The organism is Streptomyces sp. NPDC051322, assembly GCF_040689485.1.
Lineage (GTDB): Bacteria > Actinomycetota > Actinomycetes > Streptomycetales > Streptomycetaceae > Streptomyces.
The window spans coordinates 112,073-127,612 of the sequence record NZ_JBFBAK010000006.1 but is presented as its reverse complement, the minus strand read 5'-3'; the positions used below and the strand labels follow the sequence as shown (position 1 = coordinate 127,612).

The window sequence follows — 15,540 nt, the reverse complement described above, 5'->3', positions numbered from 1 at the left end:
GGGTCCTCTGCTCATTCTGGCGACCGGACGATAGAATCGAACGAACCCTCTACATACGGCCGTCGTCGTATCAGAAAGGTGCGTGCCGATGACCGAGCATCACCTCCCTTCCCAGCTCGAGGTCTCTCCGGAGGCCCCCGACCGCAACCTCGCCCTGGAACTCGTCCGGGTCACCGAGGCCGCCGCCATGGCCGCAGGCCGCTGGGTGGGACGCGGCGACAAGATCGGCGCGGACGGCGCCGCGGTCAACGCGATGCGGACGCTCGTCTCCACCGTGTCGATGAACGGAGTCGTCGTCATCGGGGAGGGCGAGAAGGACGAAGCCCCGATGCTCTTCAACGGAGAGCACATCGGTGACGGCACCGGTGCCGAGGTCGACATCGCCGTCGACCCGATCGACGGCACCACGCTCAACGCCAAGGGCATGCCCAACGCCATCGCCGTGCTGGCGGCCGCCGACCGCGGCTCCATGTTCGACCCGTCCGCGGTCTTCTACATGGACAAGCTGGTCACCGGTCCGGAGGCGGCCGACTTCGTCGACATCAACGCCCCCGTATCGGTCAACATCCGCCGAGTCGCCAAAGCGAAGCACTCGACGCCGGAGGATGTGACCGTTGTCATCCTCGACCGTCCCCGTCACGACGGCATCGTCAAGGAGATCCGGGAGACCGGCGCGCGGATCAAGTTCATCTCCGACGGCGACGTCGCCGGCTCGATCATGGCCGTCCGGGAGGGCACCGGCGTCGATCTGCTGATGGGGATCGGCGGCACACCTGAAGGCATCATCAGCGCCTGTGCCATCAAGTGCCTCGGCGGCACCATCCAGGGCAAGCTCTGGCCCAAGGACGACGCCGAGCGGCAGCGGGCGATCGACGCCGGTCACGACCTGGACCGGGTGCTCTCGACGACCGACCTGGTCAGCGGCGACAACGTGTTCTTCGTCGCCACCGGCATCACCGACGGCGAGTTGCTGCGCGGGGTGCGCTACCGGGCCGAGACCGCCACGACCCAGTCGCTGGTGATGCGGTCCAAGTCCGGCACCATCCGCCAGATCGACTCGACGCACCGGCTGTCGAAGCTGCGCGCCTACAGCACGGTGGACTTCGACCGCGCCAAGTAGCGCCGGCCGGAGCCGAGCAGACCCGTACGGACAACGGCGTCCGTACGCGCGAGAAGGGGCGCCCCCGGTGTGCGGCCGGGGGCGCCCCTCGCTCTTTCTCCGTCAGGTTTCCGGCCCGGCTGCTTCCCGGCCCGGCGGCCGAACCGGCGTCCGGCCGGTCAGCCGGCCTGGGCCATCGGGTCCGGTATCGCGCTGCGCAGCTCGACCTCGCGACGCCTGCGCCGGGCGAGCACCACTCTGCGCTCGGCCGCGGTGAGACCACCCCACACCCCGTACGGCTCCGGCTGCAGGAGCGCGTGCTCCCGGCATTCGACCATCACCGGGCAGCGGGCGCAGACCCGCTTCGCCGCTTCCTCGCGGGCGAGCCGAGCGGCGGTCGGCTCCTTGGACGGGGCGAAGAACAGCCCCGCCTCGTCACGGCGGCACACCGCGTCGGCATGCCAGGGCCCTGCCTGATCCTCCCGGGGGCCGCGCTGCGACGGGACGGCAGCGACCTGCACGGACTGATGCGGCGGATGCAGCACGGTCTACTCCTGACGACGGCTTCGCGAGCGAGAGACGATGCAGGGCTCCCTACCCGCTGTGCGCGCGCCTATGCACTGAGTTCCGAAGCGCCCGATCAGGACCGGCCACCGACGACACAGCACTAGCCCGCACTAGCCCAGGTGTTTGCGGAGTTTCTGCTGGATGTGGTCGTGCAGGTCGGCGATCAGCTTGCCGCGCCTCGGCTTCGCCTCGATGCTGCCGAAGACCGCGCAGCCGTTCACCACGACCACCGGCGCCTGCGGGTCCTCCGACTCCAGCGTGCGCACCTCGAAGTTCCCGAAGATCCCGGTGCCGCTGCCGCGCAGGGTGATGTTCTCCGGGACGCGGACCTCGACGCTGCCGAAGATCGCGGTGGCGTTGATGACCGTGAGCCGCTGCTCGAACAGCGCCTCGGTCAGGTCGATCTCCACGCTCCCGAACAGCGAGAAGGCGTTGGTCCTGCGGCCGACGCGCCAGCGGCCCTTGCGGGTGGAGCTGGAGAAGACGGCGACCAGATTCTCCGCAGTGACCGGCGCCGCGTCCGGGGCGTCTGCGGGTGCGTATGTCGCCCCGCCGACGGGCTCACGGCGGCCGCCGACCGCCGGCAGGTCCTGGACCAGCGGTTCCAGCTCGGCGAGAGTCTTGGCGCGGTAGACGGAGTCGATCCGCTCGGCGTGCTCGTCGGCATCCAGCCGGCCCTCGGCCAGGGCATCCCTGAGGATGTCCGCGACCCGGTCGCGGTCGGCGTCGGACGCGCGGATACCTACGGCGGGCGGCGGCTGCTGAGGGTGCTTTTCGAGGTCCACCGGCTCAGCGTACCCAAACGCGATAGATCGCGACCAGGGCCTGTCCGGTCGATCTCGCGGGCCCGGCAAAGGTCGGCCGGACAGGCCCTCCGCATCGTCGCCGCGAACTGAGCCCTACCTCACAGCCGCCCGGTCCGCGCGGGGTTCTACGCTGGTGGGCGCTGCGCCGATGGAGGCCAGCCGCGTCTGCCGAGTGAGGAATGGCCCGTCATGCCAGAGTTTGCGTACTCCGATCTGCTCCCCGTGGGGGCGGACACCACGCCGTACCGGCTGGTGACCGCCGAGGGCGTCTCCACCTTCGAGGCCGACGGGCGTACGTTCCTCAAGGTCGAGCCGGAGGCCCTGCGCAAGCTCGCCGCCGAGGCCATGCACGACATCTCGCACTACCTGCGTCCGGCCCACCTCACCCAGCTGCGGAAGATCGTCGACGACCCCGAGGCCTCATCGAACGACAAGTTCGTCGCCCTCGACCTGCTGAAGAACGCGAACATCGCGGCGGCCGGCGTGCTCCCGATGTGCCAGGACACCGGCACCGCGATCGTGATGGGCAAGCGCGGGCAGAACGTGCTCACCGCCGGCGGCGACGAGGAGGCCCTCTCGCGCGGCATCTTCGACGCCTACACCAAGCTCAATCTGCGCTACTCGCAGATGGCCCCGCTCACCATGTGGGAGGAGAAGAACACCGGCTCGAACCTGCCCGCGCAGATCGAGCTGTACGCGACCGACGGCGGCGCGTACAAGTTCCTCTTCATGGCCAAGGGCGGCGGCTCCGCCAACAAGTCGTTCCTCTACCAGGAGACCAAGGCCGTCCTCAATGAGGCGTCCATGATGAAGTTCCTGGAGGAGAAGATCCGCTCGCTGGGCACGGCCGCCTGCCCGCCGTACCACCTGGCGATCACCGTCGGCGGCACCTCCGCCGAGTTCGCGCTGAAGACGGCGAAGTACGCGTCGGCGCACTACCTGGACGAGCTGCCCACCGAGGGCTCGCCGACCGGGCACGGCTTCCGGGACACCGAGCTGGAGCAGAAGGTCTTCGAACTGACGCAGAAGATCGGCATCGGCGCGCAGTTCGGCGGAAAGTACTTCTGCCACGACGTCCGGGTGGTCCGGCTGCCCCGCCACGGCGCCTCGCTGCCCGTCGCCATCGCCGTGTCCTGCTCGGCCGACCGGCAGGCCGTCGCCAAGATCACCGCGGACGGCGTCTTCCTGGAGCAGCTGGAGACCGATCCGGCGCGCTTCCTGCCCGACACCACGGACGAGCACCTCGACGCGGGCGGCGACGTCGTGCAGATCGACCTCAACCGGCCGATGGACGAGGTGCTGGCCGAGCTGACCAAGTACCCGGTCAAGACCCGCCTCTCGCTCACCGGCCCGCTGGTCGTGGCCCGCGACATCGCGCACGCCAAGATCAAGGAGCGGCTCGACGCGGGCGAGGAGATGCCGCAGTACCTCAAGGACCACCCGGTCTACTACGCGGGCCCGGCCAAGACCCCCGAGGGTTACGCCTCCGGCTCGTTCGGGCCGACCACGGCGGGCCGGATGGACTCCTACGTGGCGCAGTTCCAGGCGGCCGGCGGCTCCAAGGTGATGCTCGCCAAGGGCAACCGCTCCCAGCAGGTCACCGACGCCTGCGACGCGCACGGCGGCTTCTACCTGGGCTCGATCGGCGGCCCCGCGGCGCGGCTGGCCCAGGACTGCATCAAGAAGGTCGAGGTCCTGGAGTACGAGGAGCTGGGCATGGAAGCGGTCTGGAAGATCGAGGTCGAGGACTTCCCGGCCTTCGTCGTGGTCGACGACAAGGGCAACGACTTCTTCCGGGCCCCTGCCGAGTCCCCGACCATCCTGAACATCCCGGTACGGGCGCCCGGTCAGGCGTAACCGTCCCCCGCTCCGCGATCGCCCTCCTACCGCCGTCCGGCGGTAGGAGGGCGATCCTTTTGCGCCCGACCGGGAACACGCTCCTGCAGGACATTGCTGTCCGAGGCGGAGGTACGACCCGAGCGGGAGGCACGTCATGACTGAGCGGTTCCGGACCGAGCACGACTCCATGGGCGAGGTACGGGTGCCCGCCGACGCCAAATGGCGTGCGCAGACGCAGCGCGCGGTGGAGAACTTCCCCATCTCCGGGCAGCACCTGGAGCGCGCTCACATCGAGGCACTGGCCCGGATCAAATCCGCGGCCGCCAAGGTCAACGCCGATCTCGGGGTGGTCGACAAGGACATCGCCGGGGCGGTCCAGGAGGCGGCCGACGAGGTGGCCGAGGGCCGCTGGGACGCGGAATTCCCGATCGACGTCTTCCAGACCGGTTCCGGCACCTCCTCCAACATGAACATGAACGAGGTGGTCGCGACCCTCGCCACCGAGCGGCTCGGCCGCGCGGTGCACCCGAACGACCACGTCAACGCCTCGCAGTCGTCGAACGACGTCTTCCCCTCCTCCATCCACATCGCGGCGACGGCGGCGGTGACCGCCGATCTCGTCCCGGCGCTGGAACATCTGGCCGCCGCGCTGGAGCGCAAGGCCGAGGAGTTCGCCGATGTGGTCAAGTCCGGGCGTACGCACCTGATGGACGCCACGCCGGTGACCCTGGGCCAGGAGTTCGGCGGCTACGCCGCACAGATCCGCTACGGCGTGGAGCGGCTGCACGCCTCCCTCCCCCGCCTCGCCGAACTGCCGCTCGGCGGTACGGCGGTGGGCACCGGCATCAACACCCCGCCCGGTTTCTCCGCCGCGGTCATCGCCGAGGTGGCCCGGGTGACCGGGCTGCCGCTGACCGAGGCCCGCAACCACTTCGAGGCGCAGAGCGCCCGCGACGGCATCGTCGAGACCTCCGGCCAGCTCCGGACCATCGGCGCCGGCCTCACCAAGATCTCCAACGATCTGCGGTGGATGGCCTCCGGCCCGCGCACCGGCCTCTCCGAGATCTCCCTCCCGGACCTGCAGCCCGGCTCCTCGATCATGCCCGGGAAGGTCAACCCGGTGATCCCGGAGGCCGTCCTGATGGTGGCCGCACAGGTCACCGGGAACGACGCGACCGTGGCCGCAGCCGGCGCCGCGGGCAACTTCGAACTCAACGTGATGCTGCCGGTGATCGCCAAGAACGTCCTGGAGTCGATCCGGCTCCTCGCCAACGTCTCCCGGCTGCTCGCCGACCGCACGGTGGACGGGATCACCGCGCATGTGGAACGGGCGCGCGAGTACGCCGAGTCCTCGCCGTCGGTCGTCACCCCGCTGAACAAGTACCTCGGCTACGAGGAGGCCGCGAAGGTGGCGAAGCGGGCGCTGGCCGAGCGGATGACGATCCGGGAGGCGGTGGTGGAAGGCGGGTACGTGGCCCGCGGGGCCCTCACCGAGGCGGAGCTCGACGCGGCGCTGGACGTGCTGGGGATGACGCGGCCTTAGGTCCTGTCCGGCCCCCTGGGGCTCCGCCACCGCACCCGTACTCCTAAGATCTCCGCATGACAGGTGCAGGAGGAACACAACGCTGGGCGCCCGGAGACCACATTCTCTGGCGCTATCGCGGCAACGGGTCCCGCAACCTGCACATTTGCCGCCCGGTGACGGTCGTTCAGGACACCGAGGATCTGCTCGCCGTGTGGGTCGCGCCCGGTACCGAATGTGTGAAACCGGCGCTGGCCGACGGGACGCCCGTGTACCGGGAGCCGCTGGCCACCCGGTACACCAAACCGCGCGTCACGGTGCGCGAGGAGTGGTGGGGCACCGGGGTGTTGAAGCTGGCGCGGCCGGGAGACCCCTGGTCGGTGTGGTTGTGGTGGGACGAGGGCTGGCGCTTCAAGAACTGGTACGTGAATCTGGAGGAGCCACACCTCCGGTGGGCGGGCGGAATCGACTCCGAGGATCACTTCCTCGACATCGCGGTGCTGCCCGACCGCAGTTGGCAGTGGCTGGACGAGGACGAGTTCGCCCAGGCCCAGCAGGTGGGTCTGATGGGCGCCGGGCAGGCCCGGCGGGTACGGCGGGCGGGCAGGGCCGCGGTGGAGCTGATCGAGGCCTGGGGGTGGCCGTTCGCCGACGGCTGGGAGGAGTGGCGCCCCGATCCCCGGTGGGCCGTACCCGCGCTCCCGGCCGACTGGGATCGCACGCCCGCGCGCATGCCGTCGTGAGACCCTTGATGCGCCCCGGGGGGTGAACCGTAGGATCGTGCCCCGCAGGACTGCGCCCTACCACGATGCAATGCAGCAGTTGATCTGACCGAATGTCACTACAGGGGGGTGCGGCCATGACAGCGGGTATACGACCCCTTGAAACGGTTGCATCACACACCTGCCCCGGACGGACGGAATCCCTCGCGTGACGGAGCACATCACCTCCCACGAAGGCCGGCAGCCCACCGCTGCCAGGCCGCTCGAACACACCCGCCCGCGGCAGCAGGACACGGACGTGGCGGCCGCGGGCGCCATCCCGGCGCCCCCGCCGACCCCGCCGACCTCCCCCGCACGCAGCGAGGGCGACCGACTGCGGTTCGTGGGAGCCGCCACCCGGCGTATCGCCCGCGGTATAGATCTCGACGAGATCGTGCTCGGCCTGTGCCGGGCCACCGTCCCGACGTTCTCCGACGCGATACTCGTCTTCCTCCGAGACCCGCTGCCGGTCGGCGACGAACGCCCCGCCGTGCCGTTCGTCCTGCGGCTGCGCCGGACCGACCGGCTGCGTTTAGTCGACGAGGAGGAGGCCGAGGAGCCGCTGGAGCCGGTCGCCGCGGAGCTGTGTGAAGTACGGTCCGGGGGCGCACTCGCCGAAGTACTCCGGGGCGTGCGCCCGGTCTTCGGCGATTCCGCTGCGGCCCGCCTCGCGCTGCCCGAGCTGCTGGGCCCCGACCGTCCGATGCCGAACGGTCACCGGACGATCCTCGCCCCGCTGCGCGGCCGGCGCCGGGTGATCGGCGCGGCGGTCTTCGTACGCCGCCCCGACCGGCCCGCCTTCGAGCCCAACGACCTGCTGGTCGCGGCGCAGTTGGCCACCCACACCGCGCTCGGCATCGACAAGGCCGTGCTGTACGGGCGGGAGGCCTACATCGCCGACGAGCTGCAGCGCACCATGCTGCCCGATTCGCTGCCCCAGCCGACGGGCGTCCGGCTGGCGTCCCGCTATCTGCCGGCGGCCGAGACCGCGCGGGTCGGTGGCGACTGGTACGACGCGATCCCGCTGCCGGGCAGCCGGGTGGCGCTGGTGGTGGGCGATGTGATGGGCCACTCGATGACCTCGGCCGCGATCATGGGCCAGCTCCGGACCACGGCGCAGACCCTGGCCCAGCTCGACCTGCCCCCCGCGGAGGTCCTGCACCATCTCGACGAGCAGGCCCAGCGGCTCGGCGACGACCGGATGGCGACCTGCCTGTACGCCGTGTACGACCCGGTGGTGCACCGCATCACCATCGCCAACGCCGGCCATCCGCCGCCCGTCCTGCTGCACCTGGGCGGCCGCGCCGAGGTACTGAAAGTCCCGCCGGGCGCTCCGATCGGCGTGGGCGGCGTGGACTTCGAGGCGGTCGAGCTGGACGCACCCGCCGGGGCGACCCTGCTGTTCTACACGGACGGCCTGGTCGAGTCCCGGCTGCGGGATGTCTGGACGGGCATCGAGCAGCTGCGTGAGCGGCTCGCCGCCACGGCGGAGCTGACCGGCCCCGACCACTCGCCGCCGCTCGAAGCGCTCTGCGACGACGTGCTGGACATGCTCGGTCCCGGCGACCGCGACGACGACATCGCGCTGCTCGCCGCCCGGTTCCACGGGATCGCCCCGAGCGATGTGGCGTACTGGTTCCTCGACCCGGAGGAGCAGGCCCCCGGCCGGGCCCGCCGGCTGGTACGCACGGCGCTGGAACGCTGGGGCCTTGAGGACCTGTCCGATTCGATGGAACTGCTGGTCAGCGAAGTCGTGACCAACGCGGTGCGGTACGCCGAGCGTCCGGTGACGTTGCGGCTGCTGCGCACCGACGTGCTGCGCTGCGAGGTCGGTGACGACTCCCCGCAGCTGCCGCGGCAACGGCGGGCCAGGGAGACGGATGAGGGCGGCCGCGGGCTGTTCCTGGTGAACCGGCTGGCCAGACGGTGGGGCGCGACCAGGGTCTCCACCGGCAAGGTCGTCTGGTTCGAGGTCGCGGCGCCGCACTGAGTGTGCGGGCGGTGGGGGTGGGCCTGCCCCCTGGGGGCTCCCACCATGACGCCTGACCGACGTCGGTCAGGCGGTCAGCCGGCGGACCCCTCGCCCTTACCCGCATCGGCGGGGGGCTGCTCGACGACGAACGAGCCCTTCCCGCGCACGGTGACGATGAGGCCGCGCTCACGTAGTTCCTGTGCGGAGCGCCGCGCGGTCAGTCGTGCCACGCCGTACTCGTCGGCGAGATGGTTCTCCGAGGGAATCGGCCTGTCCGGTGCCAACTCTCCGGACTTGATCTTCGCCGTGATGATGTCGGCCAACTGGACATAGAGCGGTCTGGCGCTCATGAAATCCAGGGGCGTCTGCGACTTTTCGTTATCGCTCACACGTCCAACGTAGACGGGCATTGACCTGCACGATCGGATGAATCCCTCTCTACTTGTATGCAGAGGGCTGCACACGGATGTAGCTTCTCAGACAGAAGGACCCCGGCGAGGTGGCTAGACCTCCCGGGGCATGGCCCACGCTTAGAAGGAGCGTCGACGTGTACGACTTTATCGGCAGGTCCATCCATTGGCTGCGACTGGTGCTTGCCCCAGGTGCCGGACGTCACCGTCCAGGCCCCCGCCTCGCGGCCCTCATGCTCCCCCCATGGCCGGGCACAGCCGACCCCTCCGCACTGCGGCTCCCCACCCACCGATCCCCGTACAGCCAGGCCGGACCGCTCGACGGCGGCACCAGCGCCCTGGCACGCCCCTACCTCGTCGCGCACGAACAGGAACGCGCGCGGCAGGGTCGGCGGCGGCTCGCCCTCGTACTGGCCGCTGACTTCGGGGTCGATCTCGACCGGCATCTGATCGGCGCCCGGACGGTGGCCGCCTGATGGAACCCGTCACCGCGCCCCGTCTGCTGCCGTGGCCGTCCCCCGAGGGCAAGCCGTGTTTTCTCGTGTCAGGCAGTGCAGGGGGGTACCTGTCGCGCCTGGCCGACGAGATGGAAGCCGTGCAACTGGCCATGGGCACCGACGTACTCGGCCACGGCCGGAAGGTGCTGGACGACCCCATGTCCCCGCACGCCGAAGTGCGGTACGCGGGGATCCGGCTCGCCGAGTGCCTGAGCGACGTATTGCGGGTCGCCGAGTCCCGTGGCATGCGCCTGCCCACACCGGACAGCGAGGACCGTGATGGCAGCGAGGACGACGACGCTGAACGGTGAACGTGAGTGGGGCCCGCAGCAGTTGCTGCGGGCCCCACTCGCGTTGCGTGCTCCCTTACTGCCCGGCCTGGTTGCTGTTGCCGCCCAGGCCGGTGATGGTGCCGCCGTTGGCATTGCCGTTACTGGTGCCGTTGGTGCCGCCGTTACTGGTGCCCGTGCTGGTGCCGGTACTTGTGCCGGTTCCGGAGGTGGTGCCGGTACTTGTGCCCGAACCAGAGCTCGTGCCCGTGCTCGTGCCCATGTCCGTGCCGCCGTCGGTGCTGGGATCGGGCGACGGCGGCGGCGAAACCGAGTGGGACGGCGTGGGCGACGTACTGTGCGACGGACTGCTCGACGTGCTCGGGGATGCCGGCGACGAGGGGCTGTTCGACGCGCTGGGCGACGGCGTGAAGCTGGGCTGGACGGCGGCGCCCTGGTCGGTGTCCAGGTCGAACGTGCTGGGCTTCATGTCGAGGCCGAAGACGTACGCGGCCCAGACCTGGGCGGGGAAGCCGGCACCGTTGATACGCCCAGTGGGGCTGCCTGCCGCGCCGCTCATGGTGACCTGGGTGCCGTGCAGGATGGTCTTCCCGTCCGGGCCCTTGTGGGTCTTGGCCGCCTCACCGAACAGCCCTACCGAGGTCACCAGATCCGGGGTGTAGCCGGTGAACCAGGCGGACTTGTTGTTGTCCGAGGTACCGGTCTTGCCCGCGACCTTCTGGGCCTTGTTCTTTACGACGGTACCCGTGCCCTCCTGAACCACACCGGTCAGCACCGAGGTGATCGCGTCCGCCGTCTGCCGGCTCATGACTTGATCGCCGATGGCCTTCTGCGGGGTGAGCGGGCTCCGGTCGGGGTTGGTCGCCGACTTCACGATGGTCGGGGTGACCTTCTTGCCGTGGTTGTCGAACGTCGCATAGGCCCCGGCCATCTCCATCGGACTGGCACCGTAGGAACCGAGCGTCATCGCCGGTACGGCCTTCACACTTTCCAGTCCGCTCAGTCCGAGATCGACGCCCATCTGCTTGACCTTCTCGAGGCCGACGTCCACGCCCATCTGCGCATACACCGCGTTCAGCGACTTGTTCATGGCGGTCTGCACAGTGACCGGTCCGGGGGGGCTGTAGTTGTCCTCGTTCGGCGGCGCGAAGCCCACCTTGTTGCCGTTGCTGTCCACGACCGGGCGCTTACTGGTGCCGTCGTAGAGGGTGTTCGCCGTGATCAGCTTGCCGCTCTGCGTCTTCGCCCCGGACTCGATGGCCGCCGCGAGGATGATCGGCTTGAAGGTCGACGCGGGCTGGTAGTCGGTGCGCTTGGCGTTGCTGTACTCGTGCTTCAGATAGTCCCAGCCGCCGTACAGCGCCAGTATCTTGCCGGTGTGCGGGTCCACCGACACCGCGCCCGCCTGGAGGTCCGCATCGACCGGACGCGTCTTGGGCTTGAGCTTGTCGATCAGCTGCTGCTTCATCGTCTTCTCGAGCTGCGCCTGCTTCTTCGGGTCGATGTTGAGCGTGACCGTCCAGCCGCCTGCATCCATTTCCGCGTCGGAGACGCCCTGTGCCTTCATCTCCTGCTTGGCCGCCTTGACCAGATAGCCCGTCTGACCCTTCAGGCCCTTCGACGGCTTGGGGTCCTGCGGAATCTGGAACTTCTGCGCGGCCCGCTCGGACTCGCTGAGCCAGTTCATTTCGGTCATGTTGTTGAGCGTGTACGCCCAGCGCGCCTTGACCAGTTTCTTTCCCTCGGGGCTCGCCGAAGACCAGTCGTAGTCGCTCGGCGCCTGGAGCAGGGAAGCCAGATAGGCGCCCTGGCTGACGTTCAGTTTCGAGGCGTCGACCCCGTAGTACGCCTGGGCGGCGGCCTGGATACCCCAGGCGCCACGGCCGTAGTAGCTGGTGTTGATGTACCCCTCGAGGATCTCCGACTTGGAGTACTTCTGGTCCACCTTGAGGGAGACCACCAGTTCCTTGAGCTTACGGGTCACCGTCTGGTCAGCGGTGAGGTAGTTGTTCTTGACGTACTGCTGCGTGATGGTCGAGCCACCCTGCGTCCGGCCCCTGACGGTGTTGTAGAGGCCTCGGGCGGTGCCCCTCAGGTCGACGCCGTTGTCCTTGTAGAACGTCTTGTTCTCGGCGGCGACGAAGGTGTGCTGCACCTTGAGCGGGACGTCGGAGAGGTGGACGTTCTCCCGGTTGACCGGGCCCTCGCGCACCAACACCTTGCCGTTGCTGAGCTTGAAGACGTTGCTCTGCTTCGCCATGTCGGCGTTGGCCTTGGGTATGGGGACATACAGGTAGAGCACGACGAACGCGCCCATCGCCAGCAGGCAGAGCCCGAAGAAGGTGCCCAGCATCTTCTTCCAGGTGAAGAACCGGCGTATGCCGGCCTTCTTGGGTTTGGCCCGGCGCGCCCCGCGCTGCCGGGCTCGTCGATCATCCGCACGGCCCATCGCTCTGTGACTCCGCCTTCTCTACTCACCAGATCAGCTGTCGAAAGCTAACACCGCAACTTCGGACACATGACACCCACCCGTCCTTCTCCGTGGTGACAATCAGCACCCGCCTCACCAGAACCGACGTTCAGGGACCGCCCAAGGTTGCCGGATCCGGTCGATCTCTCACCAATCTCTCGGGGAATTGAGAGCATTTGGACCGAATTATCGCCAACAATGAAAGGCTCGTCGCCTCTATACACGATGGGTATACTGGTTGTGTATAGTCATCGCCATGCTTTCCCAGTCCCCGCCGCAATCCCCGTTGCTCAGCGCGACCGCCCTCCACAAGGCATACGGTCCGACCCCCGCCCTGGACGGAGCGGACTTCGCCATATCGGCCGGCGAGATCGTCGCCGTCATGGGCCCCTCCGGGTCCGGCAAGTCGACCCTGCTGCACTGCCTGGCCGGGATCGTCCAGCCCGACGCCGGCTCCATCAGCTATGACGGCCAGGATCTCGCCGGTATGAACGATGTCGGGCGCAGCGCCCTGCGCCGCACCGATTTCGGCTTCGTCTTCCAGTTCGGACAGCTGGTGCCCGAACTGACCTGCGCGGAGAACGTCGCGCTGCCGCTGCGGCTGAACGGCGTCCGGCGCAAGGAGGCCGCGCGCCGTGCCGCTGAGTGGATGGAGCGTCTCGAGGTCGCCGATCTCGGGCGCAATCGGCCCGGCGAGGTGTCCGGCGGGCAGGGGCAGCGGGTCGCCATCGCGCGCTCGCTGGTCACCGGGCCCCGGGTGCTGTTCGCCGACGAGCCGACCGGCGCGCTCGACTCGCTCAACGGGGAACTGGTCATGGACCTCTTCACCCGGGCCGCCCGCTCCACCGACGCCGCCGTCGTGCTCGTCACGCATGAGGCACGCGTCGCCGCCTACTCCGACCGCGAGGTCGTCGTACGCGACGGCAGGTCCCGCGACCGCTTCGCGCAGTACGCCGCATGAGCCGGCTCAACGACCTCACCATCGGCGTCCGGTTCGCGGTGACCGGAGGCAGGGAGACCTGGGTCCGCACCACGCTCACCGCCGTCGGCGTCGCGCTGGGGGTGGCGCTGCTGCTCGCCGCATCCGCGCTGCCCAACGCGGTGAGCACCCAGTCGGCACGCGGACACGCCCGCACCCTGTCCGCGCCCATGCACTCGGTCCCGCGCAGCGACACCACCCTGCTGTACGGGCACGCGGAGAGCGAGTACCACGGCGTAGCCGTCGACGGCTATCTGCTGCGCCCGGACGGTGCGCACCCGATCACCCCGCCCGGTGTCCGCACGATTCCCGCCCCCGGCACGATGCTCGTCTCGCCCGCCCTGAAGGACCTGCTGGTTTCCGGGGACGGAAAGCTGCTGCGCGAGCGCTTCCCGTACCGGATCACCGGCACCATCGGTGACGCCGGGCTGAGCGATCCGGGCGAGCTGTACTTCTACGCGGGCAGCTCCACCCTCACCACGCACACCGGCGCGCATCGCATCGCGCATTTCGGTGGCGGCCCGCTGAGCGCGCCGATGTCCTCCCTCCTCGTCGTGCTCACCATCCTGGGCTGCGTCGTCCTGCTCGCTCCGGTGGCCATCTTCATCGCGACCGCCGTGCGTTTCGGTGGCGACAGCCGCGACCGGCGGCTCGCCGCACTGCGCCTCGTCGGCGCGGACATCCGGATGACGCGGCGGGTCGCGGCGGGCGAGGCGCTCGCCGGTTCCACGCTGGGGCTGCTGCTCGGCTGGGTGTTCTTCCTGGTGGGACGGCAGTTCATCGGCGGCATCCAGCTGTGGAGGATGTCCGCCTTCCCCTCCGACCTGAGCCCGGTGACCCCACTGGCGGTGCTGCTCTCGGTGGCCGTCCCGGTGTCCGCCGTCCTCGTCACGCTGGCCGCGATGCGGTCGGTCGTGATGGAACCGCTCGGGGTGACCCGGCAGCGGGTCACCCGCCGACGCCGTCTCTGGTGGCGGCTGGTGATGCCGGTCGCCGGGCCGGCCGTCCTGCTGGGCACGGGCCGAGTCACCGGCCAGGCCCCGGCTGTCGACCCCTACCCCATCGTGATCGGCGCGCTCCTGGTCCTGGTGGGGCTCACCACCCTGCTGCCCTGGGTCGTCGAGGCGGTCGTCGCCCGGATCAGCGGCGGTCCCGTCCCGTTCCAGCTGGCCACCCGCAGGCTTCAGTTGAACAGCGGCTCGGCGGCCCGTGCGGTCAGCGGCATCACCATCGCGGTGGCCGGCGCGGTCGCGCTGCAGATGTACTTCGTCGGACTGCACGACGACTTCAACAAGACCACGGATCAGGACCCCGCCCGGGCCCAGATGCACATCGACGCGACGTACCCCAGCGGGGAACGCGCCCAGCAGATGATCACCGCGCTGCGCGCGACCAAGGGCGTCGAGGCGGTCCTCGGCACCATCGAGACCTACGCCGACAAGCCGGGCGGCGACGCCGACGCGGCCGGCCCCTGGCCCACCACCACCATCACGGTCGGCGACTGCCCGACCCTGCACGAACTCGCCCAGCTGCCCTCCTGCCGGGACGGGGACACCTTCGTCGCCCACATCAAGGGCCACCGGAAGTCCAACGACTGGGTCGATCAAACCGTGCGACCGGGCGGCAAGCTGAACGTCAGCCTGGACGACGAACCCGTGCTGTGGACGCTCCCGAAGAGTTCCCGCACGGTCGTGGCCCGCACCGACCCGATGGGCGAGAAACGTGACGGCATTCTCGTCACACCGTCCGCGATCAGCATGGCGCAGCTGCCGGAGGCCGAGACCCGGGCCCTGGTGAAGATCGACCGTTCGGTGCCGGACGCTTCGGAGTACGTACGGAACACCGCGGCCCGTATCGACCCCGTCATGCGGGTCTGGGACATCACGGCCGTCGACCGCGACCAGCAGTACGCCAGCGTCGAGAAGGGGCTGCTCGCGGGCTCGGTGGCGACCATGGCGCTGATCGCCGCTTCCATGCTCATCGCTCAGCTGGAACAACTCCGGGAGCGCAAGCGGCTGTTGTCCGTACTGGTGTCCTTCGGTACCCGCCGCCCCACCCTCGGCTGGTCGGTGCTCTGGCAGACCGCCCTGCCCGTGGTGATCGGTCTGGTGCTGGCCGTCTGCGGCGGTCTGGCGCTGGGCGCCGCGCTGCTGCGCATGGTCGGCAAACCCGTCACCGACTGGTGGGGCTTCGTCCCGTTGGCCGGCACCGGCGGGGCTGTCATCCTGCTGGTCACCCTGCTCAGCCTCCCGCCGCTGTGGCGACTGATGCGCCCGGACGGTCTGCGTACCGAGTAGTCACCCCACCTCCCACCGACCAAGAAAGGCC

At 69.5% G+C, this 15,540-nt stretch carries 13 protein-coding genes; 9 read left to right on the top strand and 4 right to left on the bottom strand.

The window, feature by feature from the left end:
• Window positions 1–88: 88 nt before the first annotated feature.
• Complete coding sequence (gene glpX / locus AB0436_RS15900) at window positions 89–1,120, top strand: class II fructose-bisphosphatase (RefSeq protein ID WP_365849805.1); 1,032 nt, start codon at window positions 89–91, stop codon at window positions 1,118–1,120.
• Window positions 1,121–1,278: 158 nt separating this feature from the next.
• On the opposite strand, the gene AB0436_RS15895 is transcribed toward glpX, so the two are convergent.
• Both AB0436_RS15895 and AB0436_RS15890 read right to left on the bottom strand, forming a co-directional pair.
• The gene (locus AB0436_RS15895; protein ID WP_365849807.1) at window positions 1,279–1,644 is read right to left on the bottom strand and encodes a WhiB family transcriptional regulator; all 366 of its coding nucleotides are present in this window, start codon (window positions 1,642–1,644) and stop codon (window positions 1,279–1,281) included.
• Between the two features lie 132 nt (window positions 1,645–1,776).
• Window positions 1,777–2,451 (bottom strand): DUF1707 domain-containing protein, encoded by a 675-nt coding sequence (locus tag AB0436_RS15890; protein ID WP_366468449.1) that lies wholly within the window; start codon window positions 2,449–2,451, stop codon window positions 1,777–1,779.
• A gap of 210 nt (window positions 2,452–2,661) precedes the next feature.
• Here AB0436_RS15890 and AB0436_RS15885 point away from each other — a divergent pair, with 210 nt between their 5' ends.
• From AB0436_RS15885 to AB0436_RS15870, 4 genes are all read left to right on the top strand, one after another.
• Window positions 2,662–4,329 carry a fumarate hydratase gene (locus AB0436_RS15885; protein WP_366468448.1) on the top strand — a complete coding sequence of 556 codons (1,668 nt, stop codon included), beginning with the start codon at window positions 2,662–2,664 and terminating at the stop codon, window positions 4,327–4,329.
• A 136-nt stretch (window positions 4,330–4,465) separates the two neighbouring features.
• A complete protein-coding gene (locus AB0436_RS15880) occupies window positions 4,466–5,854 on the top strand; it encodes a class II fumarate hydratase (RefSeq protein WP_366468447.1) in 1,389 nt (462 codons plus the stop codon).
• A gap of 56 nt (window positions 5,855–5,910) precedes the next feature.
• The gene (locus AB0436_RS15875) at window positions 5,911–6,576 is read left to right on the top strand and encodes a DUF402 domain-containing protein (RefSeq protein ID WP_366468446.1); all 666 of its coding nucleotides are present in this window, start codon (window positions 5,911–5,913) and stop codon (window positions 6,574–6,576) included.
• Window positions 6,577–6,763: 187 nt separating this feature from the next.
• Complete coding sequence (locus AB0436_RS15870) at window positions 6,764–8,584, top strand: SpoIIE family protein phosphatase (protein WP_366468445.1); 1,821 nt, start codon at window positions 6,764–6,766, stop codon at window positions 8,582–8,584.
• Window positions 8,585–8,658: 74 nt separating this feature from the next.
• Here the strand turns inward: AB0436_RS15870 and AB0436_RS15865 are convergent, their stop codons facing one another.
• Window positions 8,659–8,916, bottom strand: a complete 258-nt coding sequence (locus tag AB0436_RS15865; RefSeq protein ID WP_366468724.1) for a GntR family transcriptional regulator — start codon at window positions 8,914–8,916, stop codon at window positions 8,659–8,661.
• A gap of 197 nt (window positions 8,917–9,113) precedes the next feature.
• Between AB0436_RS15865 and AB0436_RS15860 the strand changes: the two genes are divergently transcribed.
• Window positions 9,114–9,452: a hypothetical protein gene (locus AB0436_RS15860; protein WP_366468444.1), complete on the top strand. Its 339-nt coding sequence runs from the start codon at window positions 9,114–9,116 to the stop codon at window positions 9,450–9,452.
• Window positions 9,452–9,784, top strand: a complete 333-nt coding sequence (locus AB0436_RS15855; RefSeq protein ID WP_366468443.1) for a hypothetical protein — start codon at window positions 9,452–9,454, stop codon at window positions 9,782–9,784. The genes AB0436_RS15860 and AB0436_RS15855 overlap by 1 nt, the downstream gene beginning before the upstream one ends.
• Before the next feature lie 55 nt (window positions 9,785–9,839).
• On the opposite strand, the gene AB0436_RS15850 is transcribed toward AB0436_RS15855, so the two are convergent.
• Complete coding sequence (locus tag AB0436_RS15850) at window positions 9,840–12,212, bottom strand: transglycosylase domain-containing protein (protein WP_366468442.1); 2,373 nt, start codon at window positions 12,210–12,212, stop codon at window positions 9,840–9,842.
• A 277-nt stretch (window positions 12,213–12,489) separates the two neighbouring features.
• Here AB0436_RS15850 and AB0436_RS15845 point away from each other — a divergent pair, with 277 nt between their 5' ends.
• Entirely contained in the window at window positions 12,490–13,194 is a 705-nt protein-coding gene (locus AB0436_RS15845) for an ABC transporter ATP-binding protein (RefSeq protein WP_366468441.1), read from the top strand.
• Window positions 13,191–15,509 (top strand): FtsX-like permease family protein, encoded by a 2,319-nt coding sequence (locus AB0436_RS15840; RefSeq protein ID WP_366468440.1) that lies wholly within the window; start codon window positions 13,191–13,193, stop codon window positions 15,507–15,509. Before AB0436_RS15845 ends, AB0436_RS15840 begins: the two co-directional genes overlap by 4 nt.
• The last annotated feature ends 31 nt before the right edge of the window (window positions 15,510–15,540 follow it).

Coding starts and splice junctions, on each gene's coding strand:
- glpX (WP_365849805.1), top strand. CDS start 89: ATGACCGAGCATCACCTCCCTTCCCAGCTCGAGGTCTCTCCGGAGGCC.
- AB0436_RS15885 (WP_366468448.1), top strand. CDS start 2,662: ATGCCAGAGTTTGCGTACTCCGATCTGCTCCCCGTGGGGGCGGACACC.
- AB0436_RS15880 (WP_366468447.1), top strand. CDS start 4,466: ATGACTGAGCGGTTCCGGACCGAGCACGACTCCATGGGCGAGGTACGG.
- AB0436_RS15875 (WP_366468446.1), top strand. CDS start 5,911: ATGACAGGTGCAGGAGGAACACAACGCTGGGCGCCCGGAGACCACATT.
- AB0436_RS15865 (WP_366468724.1), bottom strand. CDS start 8,916: ATGAGCGCCAGACCGCTCTATGTCCAGTTGGCCGACATCATCACGGCG.
- AB0436_RS15855 (WP_366468443.1), top strand. CDS start 9,452: ATGGAACCCGTCACCGCGCCCCGTCTGCTGCCGTGGCCGTCCCCCGAG.
- AB0436_RS15850 (WP_366468442.1), bottom strand. CDS start 12,212: ATGGGCCGTGCGGATGATCGACGAGCCCGGCAGCGCGGGGCGCGCCGG.
- AB0436_RS15845 (WP_366468441.1), top strand. CDS start 12,490: ATGCTTTCCCAGTCCCCGCCGCAATCCCCGTTGCTCAGCGCGACCGCC.
- AB0436_RS15840 (WP_366468440.1), top strand. CDS start 13,191: ATGAGCCGGCTCAACGACCTCACCATCGGCGTCCGGTTCGCGGTGACC.